General features: G+C 61.5%; 21 protein-coding genes and 1 pseudogene. 8 read left to right on the top strand and 14 right to left on the bottom strand.

What is annotated here, in order from left to right:
* Positions 1-9 precede the first annotated feature (9 nt).
* Positions 10-678 (bottom strand): ankyrin repeat domain-containing protein, encoded by a 669-nt coding sequence (locus ACFX4T_RS14940; RefSeq protein ID WP_377652537.1) that lies wholly within the window; start codon positions 676-678, stop codon positions 10-12.
* Between the two features lie 10 nt (positions 679-688).
* Complete coding sequence (locus tag ACFX4T_RS14935) at positions 689-1,267, bottom strand: heme-binding protein (protein WP_216922273.1); 579 nt, start codon at positions 1,265-1,267, stop codon at positions 689-691.
* 209 nt (positions 1,268-1,476) lie between these two features.
* On the opposite strand from ACFX4T_RS14935, the gene ACFX4T_RS14930 reads away from it, so the two are divergent.
* The 5 genes from ACFX4T_RS14930 (at position 1,477) to ACFX4T_RS14910 (ending at position 5,833) form a co-directional block, all read left to right on the top strand.
* The gene (locus ACFX4T_RS14930) at positions 1,477-2,727 is read left to right on the top strand and encodes a sensor histidine kinase (protein WP_377652536.1); all 1,251 of its coding nucleotides are present in this window, start codon (positions 1,477-1,479) and stop codon (positions 2,725-2,727) included.
* Positions 2,724-3,350 (top strand): response regulator transcription factor, encoded by a 627-nt coding sequence (locus tag ACFX4T_RS14925; protein ID WP_223947708.1) that lies wholly within the window; start codon positions 2,724-2,726, stop codon positions 3,348-3,350. Before ACFX4T_RS14930 ends, ACFX4T_RS14925 begins: the two co-directional genes overlap by 4 nt.
* A gap of 70 nt (positions 3,351-3,420) precedes the next feature.
* Positions 3,421-3,987, top strand: coding sequence for an HdeD family acid-resistance protein (locus tag ACFX4T_RS14920; protein ID WP_216922279.1), 567 nt, complete (start codon positions 3,421-3,423; stop codon positions 3,985-3,987).
* A gap of 82 nt (positions 3,988-4,069) precedes the next feature.
* The gene (locus ACFX4T_RS14915) at positions 4,070-4,876 is read left to right on the top strand and encodes an exodeoxyribonuclease III (protein ID WP_377652535.1); all 807 of its coding nucleotides are present in this window, start codon (positions 4,070-4,072) and stop codon (positions 4,874-4,876) included.
* A 33-nt stretch (positions 4,877-4,909) separates the two neighbouring features.
* Positions 4,910-5,833 carry a hypothetical protein gene (locus ACFX4T_RS14910; RefSeq protein ID WP_377652534.1) on the top strand — a complete coding sequence of 308 codons (924 nt, stop codon included), beginning with the start codon at positions 4,910-4,912 and terminating at the stop codon, positions 5,831-5,833.
* Between the two features lie 7 nt (positions 5,834-5,840).
* Here the strand turns inward: ACFX4T_RS14910 and ACFX4T_RS14905 are convergent, their stop codons facing one another.
* The 4 genes from ACFX4T_RS14905 to ACFX4T_RS14890 form a co-directional block, all read right to left on the bottom strand.
* Entirely contained in the window at positions 5,841-6,893 is a 1,053-nt protein-coding gene (locus ACFX4T_RS14905) for a LacI family DNA-binding transcriptional regulator (protein ID WP_223947706.1), read from the bottom strand.
* Between the two features lie 124 nt (positions 6,894-7,017).
* Positions 7,018-7,983, bottom strand: coding sequence for a carbohydrate ABC transporter permease (locus ACFX4T_RS14900; protein WP_377652533.1), 966 nt, complete (start codon positions 7,981-7,983; stop codon positions 7,018-7,020).
* Positions 7,980-8,945, bottom strand: a complete 966-nt coding sequence (locus tag ACFX4T_RS14895; RefSeq protein ID WP_216922289.1) for a carbohydrate ABC transporter permease — start codon at positions 8,943-8,945, stop codon at positions 7,980-7,982. The genes ACFX4T_RS14900 and ACFX4T_RS14895 overlap by 4 nt, the downstream gene beginning before the upstream one ends.
* 96 nt (positions 8,946-9,041) lie before the next feature.
* Positions 9,042-10,385: an ABC transporter substrate-binding protein gene (locus tag ACFX4T_RS14890; RefSeq protein WP_216922291.1), complete on the bottom strand. Its 1,344-nt coding sequence runs from the start codon at positions 10,383-10,385 to the stop codon at positions 9,042-9,044.
* Positions 10,386-10,657: 272 nt separating this feature from the next.
* Here ACFX4T_RS14890 and ACFX4T_RS14885 point away from each other — a divergent pair, with 272 nt between their 5' ends.
* Entirely contained in the window at positions 10,658-11,062 is a 405-nt protein-coding gene (locus ACFX4T_RS14885) for a helix-turn-helix transcriptional regulator (protein WP_223947705.1), read from the top strand.
* Here ACFX4T_RS14885 and ACFX4T_RS14880 read toward each other — a convergent pair.
* The 8 genes from ACFX4T_RS14880 to ACFX4T_RS14845 form a co-directional block, all read right to left on the bottom strand.
* On the bottom strand, positions 11,059-11,712 hold the full coding sequence (locus ACFX4T_RS14880; RefSeq protein ID WP_223947704.1) for a DNA alkylation repair protein: 654 nt from the start codon (positions 11,710-11,712) through the stop codon (positions 11,059-11,061). The two genes, ACFX4T_RS14885 and ACFX4T_RS14880, sit on opposite strands and share 4 nt — an antisense overlap.
* A 208-nt stretch (positions 11,713-11,920) precedes the next feature.
* The gene (locus ACFX4T_RS14875) at positions 11,921-12,256 is read right to left on the bottom strand and encodes a hypothetical protein (RefSeq protein ID WP_216922295.1); all 336 of its coding nucleotides are present in this window, start codon (positions 12,254-12,256) and stop codon (positions 11,921-11,923) included.
* Between the two features lie 172 nt (positions 12,257-12,428).
* The gene (locus tag ACFX4T_RS14870) at positions 12,429-13,040 is read right to left on the bottom strand and encodes a hypothetical protein (protein ID WP_223947703.1); all 612 of its coding nucleotides are present in this window, start codon (positions 13,038-13,040) and stop codon (positions 12,429-12,431) included.
* Positions 13,037-13,681: a DUF6286 domain-containing protein gene (locus tag ACFX4T_RS14865; RefSeq protein ID WP_377652532.1), complete on the bottom strand. Its 645-nt coding sequence runs from the start codon at positions 13,679-13,681 to the stop codon at positions 13,037-13,039. Before ACFX4T_RS14865 ends, ACFX4T_RS14870 begins: the two co-directional genes overlap by 4 nt.
* On the bottom strand, positions 13,678-14,058 hold the full coding sequence (locus tag ACFX4T_RS14860; RefSeq protein WP_216922301.1) for a hypothetical protein: 381 nt from the start codon (positions 14,056-14,058) through the stop codon (positions 13,678-13,680). Before ACFX4T_RS14860 ends, ACFX4T_RS14865 begins: the two co-directional genes overlap by 4 nt.
* Complete coding sequence (locus tag ACFX4T_RS14855) at positions 14,055-14,246, bottom strand: hypothetical protein (protein WP_216922303.1); 192 nt, start codon at positions 14,244-14,246, stop codon at positions 14,055-14,057. Before ACFX4T_RS14855 ends, ACFX4T_RS14860 begins: the two co-directional genes overlap by 4 nt.
* Entirely contained in the window at positions 14,243-14,680 is a 438-nt protein-coding gene (locus ACFX4T_RS14850; protein WP_216922305.1) for an Asp23/Gls24 family envelope stress response protein, read from the bottom strand. Before ACFX4T_RS14850 ends, ACFX4T_RS14855 begins: the two co-directional genes overlap by 4 nt.
* Positions 14,681-14,759: 79 nt before the next feature.
* Positions 14,760-15,320, bottom strand: a complete 561-nt coding sequence (locus ACFX4T_RS14845; protein WP_377652531.1) for a hypothetical protein — start codon at positions 15,318-15,320, stop codon at positions 14,760-14,762.
* A gap of 176 nt (positions 15,321-15,496) precedes the next feature.
* Here ACFX4T_RS14845 and ACFX4T_RS14840 point away from each other — a divergent pair, with 176 nt between their 5' ends.
* Positions 15,497-16,180, top strand: a complete 684-nt coding sequence (locus ACFX4T_RS14840) for a DUF6318 family protein (RefSeq protein WP_377652530.1) — start codon at positions 15,497-15,499, stop codon at positions 16,178-16,180.
* A gap of 2 nt (positions 16,181-16,182) precedes the next feature.
* A pseudogene (locus ACFX4T_RS14835) lies at positions 16,183-16,463 on the top strand (hypothetical protein); the annotation flags it as partial.

Raw genomic sequence — 16,463 nt, 5'->3', positions numbered from 1 at the left:
TCAGTTCGGTTAGCGGTTCCGAATCAGCGCCGCGATCTCCGTGAACCCGAGCCGCTCTGCGTTCTGCAGGGCGGTTCGGCCTTGGGGGTCACGGATATCCGGATCGGCTCCCGCGGCCAGCAGCTGCCGGACCACGTCCTGCTGGTTCTGCCCGCCGTTGTTGAGCAGGATGGCCTCCTGCATGGCCGTCCAGCCCAGGTTGTTCACGTGGTTCACTGGCACGCCCGCGGCGATCAGGATGCGAACGGTGTCCGTATGCCCGTGCTCGCTCGCGGGGATCAGGGCCGTGCCACCGTATCTGTTGATGCTGGCGACGTCGGCCCCTGCCGCCAATGTCAGTTGAAGCACCTCATTGAAGCCCTCCGCACCCGCGTAGAGGAACGCGGAGTCCTGGATGTCATCCTTGGCGTTGACGTCGCCACCTGCCGCGATCAGTTCCCGCACCCGCACGGGATCGTTGGCTTTTGCGGCGAGGATCAGGAGCCGGTCGGTTTCCAGTTGGGCCTCCGGGGACAGTCTCGTTGGGGACGGGGACGACGACGGGTCCGGACTCGCGCTCGACGCCACAGCTGGGGTGGGGGCTGCTTGAGTCGGCGAACCCGGTGCGCAGCCAGCCACCAGTCCGGCGATTAGCAGCGCCGATCCCGCAGCCACGCCGCGCACCTTCCACAAGCTCATGGCTTCGAGGCTACTTTGCATCTACGCCCAGGGCTTCGGCACCAGCAGTCGCGCATGCCTCGTCCAAGGCGCCGTCGGGAGCGCCACCGACGCCGATGCCAGCCACGGATACGCCGTTGACCTTCAACGGGACGCCGCCAGCCAGGAAAAGCGTGCCGGGAAGGTCCGCGATGGACGGGCCGGTGCCGTTGATGCGCTTGGCGAGCTCGCTTGTCGGGGCACCAAAGGCAGCCGCAGTGTAAGCCTTCTGCTTGGCGGCCTCGATGGTGTGCTCGGCGGCGTTGTCACCGCGGAGGAGGGCCTGGACGGTGCCGAAGCGATCCACCAGGGCCACGGTCACGAACGGCAGCTTGTCTGCCTGGCACTTGGCAAGCGCGGCATTGACGGCCTTGCTGGAAGCACCCACTGTGATCCGGTTCTGGGCCACCACATTCTCAGGAGCCGGTTGCACTTCGGCAGTCACCGGCGCTGCGGGAACGTTAACAGGCGCGGCACCAGGGGCCACGGCATTGGCTACTGCGGTAACCCCGCCAGTAAGCAACAGTGCTCCAGCAGCGGCGGCGGCAATCATCTTGTTGGACTTCTTCATGGAGTTCTCCTCGTGGCAAGCAGTGGCAATCTCGGGTACATATCCATGCTTCCGGGGGCGGCCCCCAAGACGCATCGGCCGTGCGCCGGTTCCAAGCTCAGCCTTTCCGTCAGCCGTATCAGCCAAAAGGTGGAGAGACCAGCAACCACGCGGGATCTAGCATGGAAAGAGCGCCTACCACGGACAGAAACGGAAACAGGAACCACCCAATGCCAGCAGCCCCTCAACGGCCGGATCCCAGCAGCCGGATCGATACCCGCATCGATGCGGTGGTGCACCTGGGCTTTGCCGTGCTGATGGTGGCTTCTGCCGTCCGTTACGTCATGCGCCACTCCCCCGCGGACAACCTGTGGACCGCGGCCTTGGCGGTCGCCGTGTGTGCTCTGTACGTCACGACTGCGTTGCTGACCCAACACCCCCGGCCCACCCAGCACCGCAATCCCATGCAGCGCCAACAGACCCAAAACCGCGAGCTATGGTTGTTTGCCCTGGTAGCGGCCTGGGCGGCTCTGGTGATCGCGGCGCCCAGCTTCGCATGGTGCTCCTTCGCCATTTTCTTCCTCAGCCGCACCGCATTCCGGGGGTGGGCCGCGTATCTGGCCGGCGGCGCGACGGCGGCGGCCACCGCCGTCGGGCTTTTCCGTATGAGCGGTTGGACGGACGTCGCCATGCTGCTCGGACCGCTCGCTGCCGGCGCCCTGCTCACGTTGATTTACGACAAGATCGAGCGCGACGCCGCCCTCCAGCGAAAGCTCTTCGAAGATGTAACCCAAGCTCAGGAACGGCTGGCTGCGAGTGAACGGACAGCAGGAATCGCGGCGGAACGCGAGCGCGTTTCACGTGAAATCCACGACACCATCACCCAAGGCCTCGCGAGCGGCTTGCTCCTTCTTGAGGCAGCCCAACGTTCCTGGCCCGATCCTGCGGCGCAGCAGGAAGTCAACAAAGCAGCCAGCCTCCTCCGCGGAAATCTCGCCGAAACCCGGAGCCTGGTGCACGAGCTCTCGGCGCCTGGCCTGGAAACCGCGCCCCTTCACGAGGCCTTGGAACGCGCCGCCCGGCAGTATCTGGACCACGTCCTTGTGCAAGTCACCGGCGAGACCCGTCCCATCCCGTCCGAGGTTCGGCACGCCCTGCTCCGCGTGACCCAGAGCGCCGTAGCCAACATCAAACTTCATGCCCACGCGGACAACGCCAGCGTGACACTTGGGTACTTGCCGGACGCGATCACCCTTGACGTGTTCGACGACGGCCGCGGCTTTGATCCCGGAGCGGTACCTCCGCCGTCAGAAACGGGAGGATACGGTCTGCGCGCCATGCGGCAACGCATTGAGCAGCTGGGCGGAGAATTGTCCGTGGAGAGCACTCCGGGCGAAGGTACGATCATCGCGGCCCAGCTGCCGCTGCCAGCTCTGCCCGAAGCTACGTCGCCCTCATATCCATCGAAGGAGTCCCTGTGACCACCATTTCCGTACTCCTTGTGGACGATCACACGGTGGTCCGGAGCGGGCTGAAGGCGCTGTTGGGCACTCAGGCCGATATCGTCGTCGTCGGCGAAGCGGCGTCCGGTGAGGAAGCGTTGGAAGCGGCACAACAGCACTCACCGGCAGTGGTTCTCATGGACCTGGCCATGGGTGCAGGAATGGACGGCATCGAGGCCATCAAGCAGTTGCGGCAGCGCAATCCCAAGCAGGCCGTGATCGTTTTCACCACTTACGATTCCGACGCCGACATCGTCCGTGCCGTCGATGCCGGCGCCATGGGGTACCTGCTCAAGGACGCCGCACCGGAAGAGATTTTCGCAGCTGTGAGAGGCGCGGTGCAGGGCAAAAGCGTGATGAGCGCGCCGGTTGCGTCCCGGCTTTTCCAACAGCTGCGGAACCCGGACGAAATCCTTACACCCCGGGAGGCGGAGCTCCTGAGCCTCCTGACGGAGGGCCTCAGCAACCGCGATCTGGGCAAACGCCTCTTCATTTCGGAAGCAACAGTCAAAACCCATCTGGCCCACATCTATGCCAAGCTCGGCGTGGAGACGCGGGCGGCGGCCATCGCAACCGCGATCCGTCGCGAGGGCATGCGGTAGGCCAGCCGCGCCTGGCGATTCAGGGCTCATTGCTATATATCCTCAGCCCGCATTCCGTTAAGCTGGCACTATGTCCGACGCTTCGGAACGCAAGATGTTTAAACATTCCGGAACTGCCCTCCTGTTCCGCGGAATCCTTGCCGTGCTCTTTGGTCTTTTAGTCGCATCTTTGCCCGTCGCTACGGTTTTCGGGCTGGTTTTCGTCTTCGGCGTCTTCGCACTCGTTGACGGCCTCACCAACGTGGCCCACTACTTCTATGACCCTTCACGCCATTCCGGCTGGACGATGGTGGGAGGCTTCATCTCCATTGCCGCCGGTTTGGTGGCGCTCGCGTGGCCGGGAATCACGGCTGCAGCACTTGGCATCCTGATCGGGCTCTGGGCCTTGGTCCTCGGGCTTTCCGAGATCGTCTTCGCGTTTGCTGCAAGGAACTCCGTCAATGGTTGGGGAGTCTGGTTGCTGACCGGTCTTGTGACTGCGGTTTTTGGCCTCTTTGTCCTGGTCAATCCCGGCTTTGGGTTCCTGGGTGTTGTGGGTTTGCTGGCAGCCTTCTCCGTTGTTGCAGGGCTGCTGCTGATCGTCTGCGGCGTCAAGATGCGCAGGGGCGCATCGTCTTCCTTCATGTACGCCCACTAATACTTGCCTCACCACGGACGTCACGCCCAGCAATCCTTCATGAGGGGATGCGCTTGGCGCCAAGTTCGGTAAGTTAGTGGCTGTGAAGATAGCTACCTGGAATGTGAACTCCCTCCGTGCCCGTGCCGACCGCGTGGAAGCGTGGCTTGAGCGCAGTGACTGTGATGTCCTGGCCATCCAGGAGACCAAGTGCAAGGACGATAACTTCCCGTGGGAGCTCTTTGAGCGCATGGGCTACGAGGTTGCGCACTTCGGCGTGAACCAGTGGAACGGCGTCGCCATTGCGTCCCGCGTTGGGCTGGAGGACGTAGAACGCACCTTCCTGGACCAGCCGATGTTCGGTAAGGCCGGCAAGGACCCCGCGCAGGAAGCCCGCGCTATCGCCGCCACCTGCGGCGGCATCCGCATCTGGAGCCTCTATGTTCCCAATGGCCGCTCGCTGGACGACGAACACATGCCGTACAAGATCAAGTGGCTTGATGTCCTTCAAGGCAACGCCGCGGAGTGGCTGAAGTCCGAGCCCACCGCCCAGGTGGCGCTGATGGGCGACTGGAACATTGCTCCCTTCGATGAAGACGTCTGGGACATCGAGCTGTTCCGCAACAACAACTTCACGCACGTCAGCGAACCCGAGCGCGCCGCTTTCCACGCCTTCGAAGCTGCCGGTTACACCGACGTCGTTCGACCCTACACACCCGGCCCTGGCGTCTATACCTACTGGGACTACACGCAGCTGCGCTTCCCCAAGAAGGAAGGCATGCGCATCGACTTCTGCCTCGCTTCCCCCGCCCTTGCGGCCCGGGTCACCGGTGCCTCCATCGACCGCGAGGAGCGTAAGGGCAAGGGCGCTTCAGACCACGCTCCCGTGATCGTGGAGCTTGCAGACTAATCACCGCTGATGGACGAAAGGGGCCGGCTGGAGATGACTGGAAACCTGTATAGGGGCCAGGCAGGACTGCCGTTCTCTTCGTCCCTGCGCGTTTACGAGCCCCTTGAGGCGTTTCCGCCTGAGCAGCAGCGCCAACTCGTGGCGGACAGCAGCAAGATACGTTCCCGGGCCGCCGTCGAAAATGCGGAGCTCCAGGCCTCACTGGGCCGCATCACCCGGACCGGCGGGGACCCGTTCCCCACCGGCCGGACTGATTTGGTGAGAATGACGCGGGTCCCTGGCGGGCGGCACGCCGCGGCGGACGGTGCCACAGACGTGACCACTGGCGCGTCGGCCCAGGATAAGGACACCCCCGACGCCGGACGGCTGCTTTACTGCCCCAGCCAGCTGGTGATTCGGGCCGGGTTGGCAGCGAATGCCCTCATGGATGGTGTCCACAGCCCGCTGGCCGATCTGCTGATTCCGGTATCGCAGCGGGACAAGCATCAAGCCAGGATCGATCGCATCAACGCCGGGGAAGAAGCCAAGCGTGTTCACACCCGGGCCTCCACCTGGGGTATCCCCTTCAGTTGGTTCTCGCTTTTCGCTGAGTCTGACCGCAAGGATGTGGTGGAGTCGGATGGGCATATCCTCACTGTCCGCGTGTGGACGCCGTTGACGGAGGCCCTGGACAGGGCGCGCTTTGCCGTAGCCCATCTGGCCTTGGCAGCCCCGGACCTGGACATGCTGGACGATCTCACGCAGCTCACCGAGTGGCTGGAGTTGTTCCATGTCCAGTCCATGGTGGAGCTGGATTACGGGGCCGTGGCGGACAAGGTGTACCCGGACGAATCCCCCATGGATGTGCGCCTCGGAATCGAATGCCTGGCCGAGGGTGATATGACGGGCGCGGCCGCAGCTTATCGCCGGCTGGCCTCGCGCTGGATCCCCATCCGGCAGTTGGCGCGGGCCTCGTAGGCTGTCATCACCGGCATGGTGGTGCTGTTGTCTCCCGGACAATCAGCTTGTGCGGTGCTACCTCCGAATGCACGGCACCGGCAATGCCATCGAGTTCGTCCAAAAGCATCTTGGTGCCCAGTTCGGCTTGGTCGTCCGGCCGCTGACCCACCGTTGTCAGGCCCAATGCCTCGGAGAAGTCGTGATCATCGATTCCGATGACTGAGAGGTCCTCTGGCACGCGAACGCCGTGACGCGTGGCTTCGAAGATGACCCCCATGGCCATCTCATCGGAGGAACAGAAAATGGCCGTAGGCTTTCGGCCGGGCTGGTTCCAGAGCCGGTTGAATGCCTGCTGCCCGCTGGCAACCGTGAAGTCACCCCATTCGTCCCATTCGGGACGGACTTCCAAGCCGGCATCGGTCATGACGTCCTGGAAGGCGCGGATCCGGACGCGGGGAACGTCGAAGTTCAGGTCTGTCTCGTCGTCGCCATGGAGCAAGGCAATGTCCTTGTGTCCCAGGTCCAGCAGGTGCCGCACTGCGGTGGTCGCGGCGTCGTAATCATTGATGCCGATGTAGGCGCAATCCTCAACGTGTCCGCCAACCACCACCAGCGGAATGTCGATCTTGTGGAGGTGTTCCAGCTCGTCCTCGCTGAGTGCCATACACAGCACCAGCAGCGCGTCGATCTGTTTGTAAACCATGGTGGAGCTAAAGAGCCGCTCGCGGTTGCTGCCATGGCCACCGAGGTTGAACAGGGAGAGGTTGTACTTGCGTGAGTGCAGTTCCCTGTCCGCGCCTTCGATTGCTTTGGAGAAGAACCAACGGCTGACGAAGGGCGCCAGGACCCCGATGGTGCGCGTGCGACCAGTGGCCAGTCCCGAAGCCGACGACGACGCCACATAACCCAGTGACGCCGCGACTTCCAGGATCTTTTCACGCGTTGCTGGCGAAACCCGAGGCAATCCCCTGACGGCCCTGGAGACGGTGGCCGTGGACACTCCTGCTGCTGCTGCGACGTCCTCGATGCTGACGCCTGTATGACCACCGCGCTGGGACCTACCCGTTGTTCGTGTCACAGGCCCCCCTCTCCGGCTGCCTTCACTTCGCCGTTTTCTGTCCCACGGCGAAGAATCAGTCTATTTTGTGCAGGCCTTGGTTACGCAGCGGAGTCGTCCGCTGCGTAACCAACGCTGCAATTGTCTAGCCCTTGAGACCGCCGGACAGCAGGCCTCGGACGAAGTACCGCTGCAGGCCGAAGAACACCAGAAGCGGGATGATGATCGAAACGAAGGCCGCTGCCGGGTTCAAGTAGTCCCTGGCACCGCGTGTACCGGAAATCTCGGCCAGACGCTGGGTAATAGGTGCTACATCGGCCGTTCCGCCGGAGAACACCAGGGCAACCAGCAGATCGTTCCAGACCCACAGGAACTGGAAGATCGCCAGCGAAGCCAGGGCCGGAACGGAAAGCGGCAGGATGATCCGCCAGAAAATGGTGCTGTGTCCCGCACCATCCACCCTTGCCGCCTCGATAACTTCACCAGGGATCTCGGAGATGAAGTTGTGGAGGAGGAAGATACCCAGGGGAAGGCCGAACATGGTGTGGGCGATCCACAACTGCGCATACGAACCCGCCGGCAAATGCAGGGTTTGCGTAAAGAGTTGCAGGAGCGGAATCAGTGCCATCTGGAGCGGGATGATCTGGAGGGCAAAAACGAAAATGAAGAGTGCGTCCCGGCCCTTGAACTTGCCCCAGGCGAAAACATAGGCGGCCATCGACGCCAGCACCAGCACAAAGATGGTGACTGGAATGACGATCGCCACGGAGTTGATGAAGTACTGGGAAAGGTTCGCAGACTGAGAGCCTGCCGGGGTAAGAACGTCCGTGTAGTTCTTGAAGGTGAAGTCCCAGTCAACGAAGGCATTCCACCAGCCGTTTGAGCGGGGGCCAACCTGCTTGGCTGCGGGCCTGAACGAGGTAACAAAGAGGCCAAAAGTCGGAACAGACCACACGACGGCGATGATGATCGCTGCCGCTGTTGCCCACTTGGAAGTGAGCTTGGTCTTGACCCGGCGCATGATCGGCTGGGCGTCCTCCGTGGGATCGGATCCAGGACGCTGCCGGGTTGCGGCCTTGGAGGCCTCTTTCGGGGCTGGCGTGGCTGTCAATGGATCTCCCTTTGCTTGCGAAGGACTCGAGCGTTGTACACGACGATGGGCAGCACCATGAGGAACAGGATCAGGGCCAACGCGGCACCTCGTCCTGGCTCACCGGCACGGAAGGCCTGCGTATACATTTCATTGGCCACTACCGATGTGTCGTAGTTTCCGGCGGTCATGGTTCGGACAATGTCGAAGACCTTCAGCGTGGCGATCGTGATGGTCGTCAGGACCACTACCAAGGCCCCGCGGATGCCCGGGACCGTGACGTTGCGGAACTGCTGCCAGGCGTTGGCCCCATCCAAACGGGCTGCCTCGATGAGTTCCACCGGGACACCCTTGATGGCCGCGGAGAGAATCACCATGGCAAAACCGGTTTGGATCCAGACCATGACGATGATCAGGAACACCGTGTTTTCCGGGGCGTCCAGGAGGAACTGCTTGGGGTTCATTCCCAGCGCGTCACGGATAAAGTTGATGACACCCGTCTGTTCAATACCGGGGCCGCGGTAGTCGTACACGAGCTTCCAGATGATACCGGCGCCTACAAAGGAGATGGCCATCGGCATAAAGACCAAGGACTTCAGCACCCGCTCGCCGCGGGCCTTATCGATGAAGACCGCGTAGGCCAGCCCGAATCCCGTTGACAACAGGGGAACCAGGATAGTCCAGATGACCGTGTTCCGCAGCGTGGTCAAAGCTTCAGGCTGCGTAAACATCCAAACAAAGTTGTCGAATCCGTTGCCTTGGCCGCTGGCGTCCGTGAATGCCAACATTGACGTTCGGACCGCGGGATAGACAAGGCCCACCAGCATCAGGATTCCAGCCGGAGCCAGGAATCCTGCCACCGTAACTTTGTCCTTGACTGATTTCGGTGCCCTATCCACCACCAGCATGAGGATGCCGATGATAGCGGCAAAGATCGCCAGGGCGATCACTACTTGAAGGAGCTTTCCTCCGATAAATTCCATACCCAACCTCCGGGGCGTGAGTGAATCACTAAGTTCCGGGAAAAACGCTGCCTCCCCGGCTGGGCAAACCAGCCAGGGGAGGCAGCGCTTTCGGAGTTAGCCCTTGGGCCAGCTGGACTCGATGCTGTCAGTTACCTGCTGGGCGGAGCTGCCGTTGATCCAAGCAACGATGCCCTTCCAGAACGAGTTGGAACCCACGGCGCTCGGCATCAGGTCCGAACCGTCAAACCGGAAGACGGTCTTGGGATCCTGAAGGAGCTTGATGGACTGCTTATCCAGGGCCGACTGTGCATTGTTCGGGTCAAGGCCCTTGTTTGCACTGATGGCCCCGCCGAGCTTCACACGGTTGTTGGCGAAGTCCGCGCTAGCCATGAATGCCAGGTATGCCTGGACTTCAGGGGTGTCCTTGTAAGCGGCAACCGACTCGCCACCACCGGTGATGGCTGTGCCCTTGGATTCATCCACCGGAGGTGTCATGAATGCCCAGACGTCGCCGTCCTCAGCCACGTTGGTACCAGCAGGCCAGTTGGCCGCCTGGAACGATGCCTGGTGGTGCATGGCGCACTGTCCGTCCAGAACCGGCTGACCAGCCTGGGCAAAGGCGGTGCTCAGGATCGACCGGGGGTCACCAAAGCCGCCGTTGACATAATCCGGGTTGAGCAGGATGTCGCCAACCTTATTGAAGGAGTTGACGATCTTGGGGTCATTGAACGGAATCTGGTGTGTGATCCACTGGTCATAGACTTCCGGGCCTTCGGCACGCAGGACAACGTCCTCGATCCAGTCAGTACCCGGCCAACCTGTGGCTTCGCCCGATTCAAATCCCGCACACCACGGCTTCATGGTCTTGTCGTCGGCGATCTTCTTGGTCAGGTCCATCATTTCGTCCCACGTCTTGGGGACCTGCCAACCCTTGTCCTTGAAGGTCTTGGGCGAGTACCAGACGTATCCCTTGACGTTCGCAAGCATCGGGGCGGCGTAGAAGGTGCCGTCCACCGTGCCGTACTTCTTCCAGTCTGCGGACCAGTTCTTGTCCACAAGATCGGACACAGCCTTGGGAGCGGGCTTCAGGTAGCCGGCTTTGGCCTGCGTGGCCAGAAGACCGGGCTGCGGGAAGATCGCGACGTCAGGGGCTGTACCGGACTGGGCCCGGACACCGATCTGGGTCTCGAACTCCTTGCTGCCCTCGTACTTGACGGTAATGCCCGTGCACTTTTCGAACTGTGCCCAGGATTCCTCGAGGTTCGTCGCTTCGACGTCGACGATGGTGGAGTACACGGAGACTGTCTTGCCGTCGTGCTTGCCGTAGGTATCGTATGCGGAACAGTCGTCCGACGCGGTGCTTCCCCCGCCGCCGCCGCTGTTTCCGCTACATGCGGACATGGTAAGTGCCAGAACGCCGGCCGCTGCGACCGGGAGCAGGTACTTGGTTTTTTTCATGCTGAAGACTCCTCGCTGAGTACAAGAAAATCGTGGCGCAATTGATGTGGTGGCCCTCACACTAGTCATGATCGGGGCAGGAATGCAAGCGCTTACACCTAACGTAACCACAACGATACAAAGTAACCTTTGCATCGCACTGGGTCGCTAGGCTGGGTCGGAACCACCCGCCGTCGACGTCTCGGATCCGCAGCTTTCATCAGCCGCGACCGGTCCAGTAGGCACGTCATGAGATTTGGTTGCCCAGTATTGCCTATGCAACAGTGGGAAGTGTGGATGAACTTGAAGCACTCCAGACTATCGGCCGCCTGATCAAAGAAGAACGGCTGGCCCAGGGGTTGAGCCAAGTGCAGTTGGCCAAGCAGGCTGGAACGGCAATCAAGACCGTACGGACGCTGGAATCCGGCACGCGGCGCACCCAGGAAATCAATCAGCGCAAGCTCGAGCACGCCCTGGGGTGGCGCGCTGGATCAATGTCTGAAGTTCTCAAGGGAAAATCCAGCTTCGCTCCAGACCAAATCACCCCGGACGACATGCGGAGCAGCGGCGAGCCACGCCAGTACCCGGGGCCTCACGTCACAGTGCCGGCAGCCCCTATAGCCCGGGCCTCGCATCTTTCAGACGAGGAACTGCTCGCCGAACTGACGTACCGGATGATGCACCGCAACAGGGGCTAGCTGGTTGCTGACAGTTGCTGCCGGCGCACCATCTCGTTGATCCAGACAGGCGCGAACGGAGAGGTGCAGTTGGGCGGAGTTGGGTAATCCTTCAGCACCTCCAGGCGCTCACCAATACTCAATGCGCGGGCGCGATGCTCCGGATGTTCGATGCCGATCTGGGCAAGACAGGTGTTCATCGCCCACTGGAGGCGGTCCGGGGCTTCCCTCATCCCGGCCTCGATAGTGTCCAGCAGCCCGGTGAGGTCCAGGCCGGCCGGGTCCTTGACGACACGCTCTGATGTCAGCGCCCAACCGGCACTCGCCACCAAGGGATCCTTGTCCGCAAACCAGGCGACCCGCAGCTCTTCGGCGTGCGGATTTTTCTTGACCACGTAGTTCACCAGCCAGTCATGGACTTTGGGGGTTCGGGCCTCGCGCAGCATGGTGTCAAGATCGTCGGATCCATAGGACTTAGGCCGGCAGATCAGCAGCGCCAGCAGCTTCGCCGCGGTGTCATCCGTCTCCCAAAGCTCGCGTGAAAGTTCCGGCTGTATCTTCAACCGCTTGGCAATCGCGCGCAACTTGCTGAGGTTCACACCGTGATCGTCACCGTGTTTTTCGTTCACCTCGCGCGACCTCGGGTCTTCCAAGGCGGTCAACTCGGCCATCACTCCAGCCAGCGTGGTCCCAGGTGCAGTTGTACCAGTCGCAGTTTTCCCGGCCACTGCAGCCTCCCGTCCATCGCGTGTGAAGCTCAGCCTACTAGGCGTAGGCGTGGACGTGATGGATCGCCTTTTAACCGCAAGCGGGATTGCAGCTCAGGGGGTGCGCTCCCGCACGTTCCTGAACTGCAATCCTCGCGCTATGCGGGTAGGGCTACTTCCCGCCCTTGAACAGGCCTGCGATCTTGGAGCCGAGGCCCTTCACATTTTCGGTAACATCTCCGGCGATTTCCTTGGATTTCTCCGCAACGTCACCAACCAGTTCCTTGGCATTTTCCCCAACGTCACCGGAGAAGAATTCCTTGACATTTTCTGCGGCATCTCCAGCGAATTCCTTAACGTTTTCGGCAGCCGCACCGGCGAACTCCTTGACGTTTTCCGCAGCCTCGCCGGCAAATTCCTTGGCATTTTCAAGCGTCTCGCCAGCTACATCCTTGGCCTTGCCCGCAGCGCCTTCTACTGCTTCCGCTCCCGTGGTTTCTTCACTCATGGTGCTCTCCTTCGTGACGGTTGGAACGCTGATCGCTCGAGGCATTTGTCCTGCAAAGCAATCAATCGCATCAGGGAGCTTTCCCCCTCTACTTTCAAACTATTGGCATACGCGCGGGTTAAGCAACGCAAAACACCCGGAGTGAAATATTCGGCAAAATTAGCCAGGGCAGTCAGCGAACCCGCTCAGCTTTTGTAAATTTCGCACGGGCCCCTGATGCCATATGGACCAATACGGGGGTCTTCTTACCGATCACCAGGTCCAAGGCTTCAACCAGGCGTGAAATTTCGGCAGCAAGGAGGTGCGGCGCCACTCCCTGCCGGGGCTGGATGCGCACCCTTAATCCGGGCTGGCCTTTGACCTCATACGTGGCCACAGACGCGCCCGCCAGGTCCGGCCGATCTGCCAAAGCTGCCCGGAGGGCCTGTTCTGCGACGCCGCCACCGATCTGGACCTCACCCTCCACATGGCTCTCGTCGTCGCTGGCCACCAGAAGGTTGGCCCTGCCTTTACCCTGTTGCGACAGCCACGCGACCATCGCAATTATGATGGCCACCAAAACCACCCCGGCCACAATCCACAGCCAGCTTTCCTCACGGCCCGGGAACCGGGTTTGCTGGAATGCATCCTCCGCACGGGCCCACATGTCCGCGGCCCAACCATGCCACCACGTTGCTACGGCCGGGACAGTCGCCAGCAGGAGAAGAAGTAGCCCAATGGCCAGGAGTTTCACGCCAATGATGAAGAGAAGCACCCGGTTAAGGGCACGCGGTGTTTCGTTCATGCGCCCACCACCCCCGACGTTGAGAGGTTCACCCGAACAGCGGGCATGGGTACGGGGGACATTTCATCGAGCTCGGACTGCACTGCTTTTAGGACGGCTTCTTCACTGACCCTGCTGCCGGACGTCGGCCGGACGTTGACCACCACCGATTGCCTGGACACAATCACCATGACCTGTTCCTGTGTCACGTTGGCGGCAGTGCGCGCGCGACGCGCAAGTGCCGAGGCCAGCACTTCGTCATCAACGACGACGGCGGTGCGTGGGTCCCGCAGCAAATGCCGGGCCCGTCTGCCTGGTAATACGGCGTGAAGGAGAAAAAACAGTCCGACCATGGCAATGACAGCACCGCTTGCGCCAAGCAGAAGCGGCGGGATGCCCGCCGGAAGTGCGATGATGCGCTCCGCTGCCGTGCTTGGGTCAACAAGCCATGGCGGTTGCCCGATGGCCCGGAGCGCAGATTCCAGAAGCGCGATGACACAGAAAATGATCACCAGCACGGCGGCGATGCTGGCTGCTCCTGCCCGGGACGAGTGCGTTTCCCTGCGCAGGACACGGCTCATGGCTGGGTCTTCGCCGGCGATGGGGCTGGCTCCGGAGCCCGCGTCAGACGGTTCAATGGTTGTTTCCTGGTCTTGTGTCACCGGACGCGGCCTCCCTCTGAAACGTGGGCTCCACTGATTCTGATGTCCACCCTGCTTAGGCGGAAACCACTGAGCCGGGTGACACGCTCCAATACTGTTGCCTTTGCGGCCACGGCACGGTCCCAGATGGAGCCACCGAAGCCTTGGACACGCTGCGGATTTCGCAGTACCTCACTCAAGGCGGGGATGCTGATAGGTGCCACGATGGATAAAGCCAGCATGCCGTCGTCGTCCGACCAATCGGCGCGGATGTCGCTGGGTTCCACGCCGAGAGCCTCGGCGGCCGCGGCCTGTGCCAGCGATGTCAAAGCCTGGGTACTGATCCGGTTATGGCCGGCCAGGCTGGTGGTGGGTTCCACAGCCTCAGCCACGCTCATGACGAAGAGCGCCGGCCCGTAATGGCGTCCAGGACGCTGCGAAGATCAAGTTTGCCTTCGGCTGCACGGCCCAGAAGGGCGCCTATGCCCATAAAGAGCAGCGAGATAAGGAAGCCCCACAGCCCGAACTGGAAGGACATGAACGCCACGAAGGCGCCAATCGCGATTCCCACAACAGTCATGCTCATTGCAGTGCATCCCTTTCGACCACGACGGTTTTGGGCTTGGGTGGCGGGGCCACATAGACATCGTTGATCTCGATGTTGACCTCGATGACCTGGAGCCCGACGAGTTCCTCAACAGCCCGGTAAACGGCAGCGCGGACCTGGTTGGCGACCCCATGCAGAGGGTGCCCGTAGACAGCCACAAGGTTGATGTCCACCGCTACCTGGGTCTCGCCCACTTCGGCGCGAACACCCGCGGCATGGTCCGAACTGCCAACAGCGTCACGGATAGCGCCAAGCGCACGGGATGGACCTGAGCCCAGGGAGTAGACACCTGGAACCGCGCGTGCAGCGATGCCAGCTACCTTTGCCACTGCCGCCTCGGAGATGATGGTGCGTCCGGTACCGAGAACCTCGCCCTCAGGCGCAGGGTCGATCTGCAAGTTCTGATCTGACATCGAAGCACTCCCCTTCTCTTGAGTACCACCCTAGCGTCTAGCTCCGACGCTTTGTGAGAGAAGCGAGTGTGTGCGGCGGCTACTTGCAGTTCTTATCCATCCAGTCCTGGATCGGCTTCATGAGTTCCTCGAATTCGGGCTCCCCGTACTTGCGGAAATCCGTCCCCGCCGACTCCGTATACGCCCTCAGCTTCTCAAAGCTCGGCTTCAGTTCGTCAGGCACTTTGCCCTGCATCTGCGACAGTTCTTCCTTGGCCTTCTTGATATCTTCCGGGTTGCCGCCCACCAAGGCCGCCAACGGAAGGATGGTTACGCTCAGCATGGTGGCACTGACGGAGATGCACGCTTCAGACAACGATGTGAATTCGCCATAGACGCCGCCCGTGCCTGTGGTCGCATCCGGGTTTGTGATCTCCGCGGAGGGCTCGGCATTGGATTGTGGGGCGCTGGCTGTTGCGGCGTTCGACGACGCTATTGGCGTGGGCTGTGCAACCGGCAGCGGGAAAGAGCAGGCACTGAGCGCCAAGGTTCCGGAGAGAAGACACCCAAGCAACAGCGGGCTAACGGGCCGCTGGTGGGCACCTTTTCCGCGATTTCGCCCAAGAAGTCTGGACGTGCTGAAGCGTGTGGTTTCAATCATGGTGTCCCCCGTTGGATTGCGTGCGATGACGAACCGGCGAGGGCAAGAATACGCCGGGTGGAAGGCAGTGAACAGAGGTTGAGTTATCCACAGGCGGTTCTCTTCGAGAGGGTCCCTGGAGCCCGCGCCACCTAGACTGGCCGACACATCACCAAACAGCCGCTGGGGAGCCTGTCATGCCACGCCTTTCGTTTGCCTCTTTTTCTGTTGCTGCCGTCCGCGTCGCCGCTGCTGGCGCCGGGGTTTCGTTGCTTCTGAGCGGTTGCCTGGGCGGCAACCCACCGGGCAGCCCACCTTCGGAATCAAGCTCGACGACGGCGTCCCCCACCTCCGGCGCGACCGGCTCACCTTCTCCCGTTGGTCATTCCGCGACCACGGCTCCCTCCGGTGTCTACAAGCCCGCGGATGCTAAGGGCAAAGCGCAGAACGTGCCCGTCCCCGTCATGCCGGAGTTGGCGAAGGAGAACTCCAAGGAAGGGCTTGAGGCGTTTATACGGTATTGGTACGCCACTTTCTCGTATGCCACGGAAAGTGGAGACATCGATGCATGGGTGGCAATAACGGATACGACAAACGTCGTCGCCGCCGCCTACAAGGATGCGCTGGAACGCAACTACGCCCAAGGAAGGTGGATGGTCGGAGGGAAGATTACGACACCAGCTATCGAAATACTCTGGACGCCAGGAGCGAGCACTCAGGAAGCCAAAGTTCAAGTTGTTCAGGAAGAGATCCAGTACATCAATGCCGACGGGACCATGGGCAAGGAATCAACCCCTCTGTCCAACATAGCCGAAGCCGTCTTCGCGGAATATGCCTCTGGTTCTTGGCGGATTACCGACAACGGAATGATCGTTGGCTAGACATGAGACGATTACGCGTTGTCTGTCTCATCATGCTCTTCACTTTCATCACGACAGTCGATAGTTCTGCACATGCATTGCCGGATGATGGTGGGCAGATCAGCGTTGGACGAGGCGAAACCGCACTGGCTGTCGGAGGAACCTTCGTTTTTAACCCTGAGACGGGAGAATCCCAGCCAACTCTCGGAACCACGTCGCTCGCCGCTGACCCCAACCAGTACATGGCCGATACCCACTGCCGGGCAGACGGTCCGGACACCGTCGACCCCGGCTGCCTGGCCCT

It is taken from the genome of Paenarthrobacter sp. YIM B13468 (assembly GCF_042788025.1).
GTDB classification, from domain to species: domain Bacteria; phylum Actinomycetota; class Actinomycetes; order Actinomycetales; family Micrococcaceae; genus Arthrobacter; species Arthrobacter aromaticivorans.
The sequence above is the reverse complement of the archived record's forward strand: the minus strand, read 5'-3'. Positions and strand labels throughout refer to the sequence as shown.

Excerpts from the sequence above, each read along its gene's own strand:
- ACFX4T_RS14940 (WP_377652537.1), bottom strand. The coding sequence starts at position 678 with ATGAGCTTGTGGAAGGTGCGCGGCGTGGCTGCGGGATCGGCGCTGCTA.
- ACFX4T_RS14935 (WP_216922273.1), bottom strand. The coding sequence starts at position 1,267 with ATGAAGAAGTCCAACAAGATGATTGCCGCCGCCGCTGCTGGAGCACTG.
- ACFX4T_RS14930 (WP_377652536.1), top strand. The coding sequence starts at position 1,477 with ATGCCAGCAGCCCCTCAACGGCCGGATCCCAGCAGCCGGATCGATACC.
- ACFX4T_RS14920 (WP_216922279.1), top strand. The coding sequence starts at position 3,421 with ATGTCCGACGCTTCGGAACGCAAGATGTTTAAACATTCCGGAACTGCC.
- ACFX4T_RS14910 (WP_377652534.1), top strand. The coding sequence starts at position 4,910 with ATGACTGGAAACCTGTATAGGGGCCAGGCAGGACTGCCGTTCTCTTCG.
- ACFX4T_RS14895 (WP_216922289.1), bottom strand. The coding sequence starts at position 8,945 with ATGGAATTTATCGGAGGAAAGCTCCTTCAAGTAGTGATCGCCCTGGCG.
- ACFX4T_RS14890 (WP_216922291.1), bottom strand. The coding sequence starts at position 10,385 with ATGAAAAAAACCAAGTACCTGCTCCCGGTCGCAGCGGCCGGCGTTCTG.
- ACFX4T_RS14880 (WP_223947704.1), bottom strand. The coding sequence starts at position 11,712 with ATGGCCGAGTTGACCGCCTTGGAAGACCCGAGGTCGCGCGAGGTGAAC.
- ACFX4T_RS14875 (WP_216922295.1), bottom strand. The coding sequence starts at position 12,256 with ATGAGTGAAGAAACCACGGGAGCGGAAGCAGTAGAAGGCGCTGCGGGC.
- ACFX4T_RS14870 (WP_223947703.1), bottom strand. The coding sequence starts at position 13,040 with ATGAACGAAACACCGCGTGCCCTTAACCGGGTGCTTCTCTTCATCATT.
- ACFX4T_RS14860 (WP_216922301.1), bottom strand. The coding sequence starts at position 14,058 with ATGAGCGTGGCTGAGGCTGTGGAACCCACCACCAGCCTGGCCGGCCAT.
- ACFX4T_RS14855 (WP_216922303.1), bottom strand. The coding sequence starts at position 14,246 with ATGAGCATGACTGTTGTGGGAATCGCGATTGGCGCCTTCGTGGCGTTC.
- ACFX4T_RS14850 (WP_216922305.1), bottom strand. The coding sequence starts at position 14,680 with ATGTCAGATCAGAACTTGCAGATCGACCCTGCGCCTGAGGGCGAGGTT.
- ACFX4T_RS14845 (WP_377652531.1), bottom strand. The coding sequence starts at position 15,320 with ATGATTGAAACCACACGCTTCAGCACGTCCAGACTTCTTGGGCGAAAT.
- ACFX4T_RS14840 (WP_377652530.1), top strand. The coding sequence starts at position 15,497 with ATGCCACGCCTTTCGTTTGCCTCTTTTTCTGTTGCTGCCGTCCGCGTC.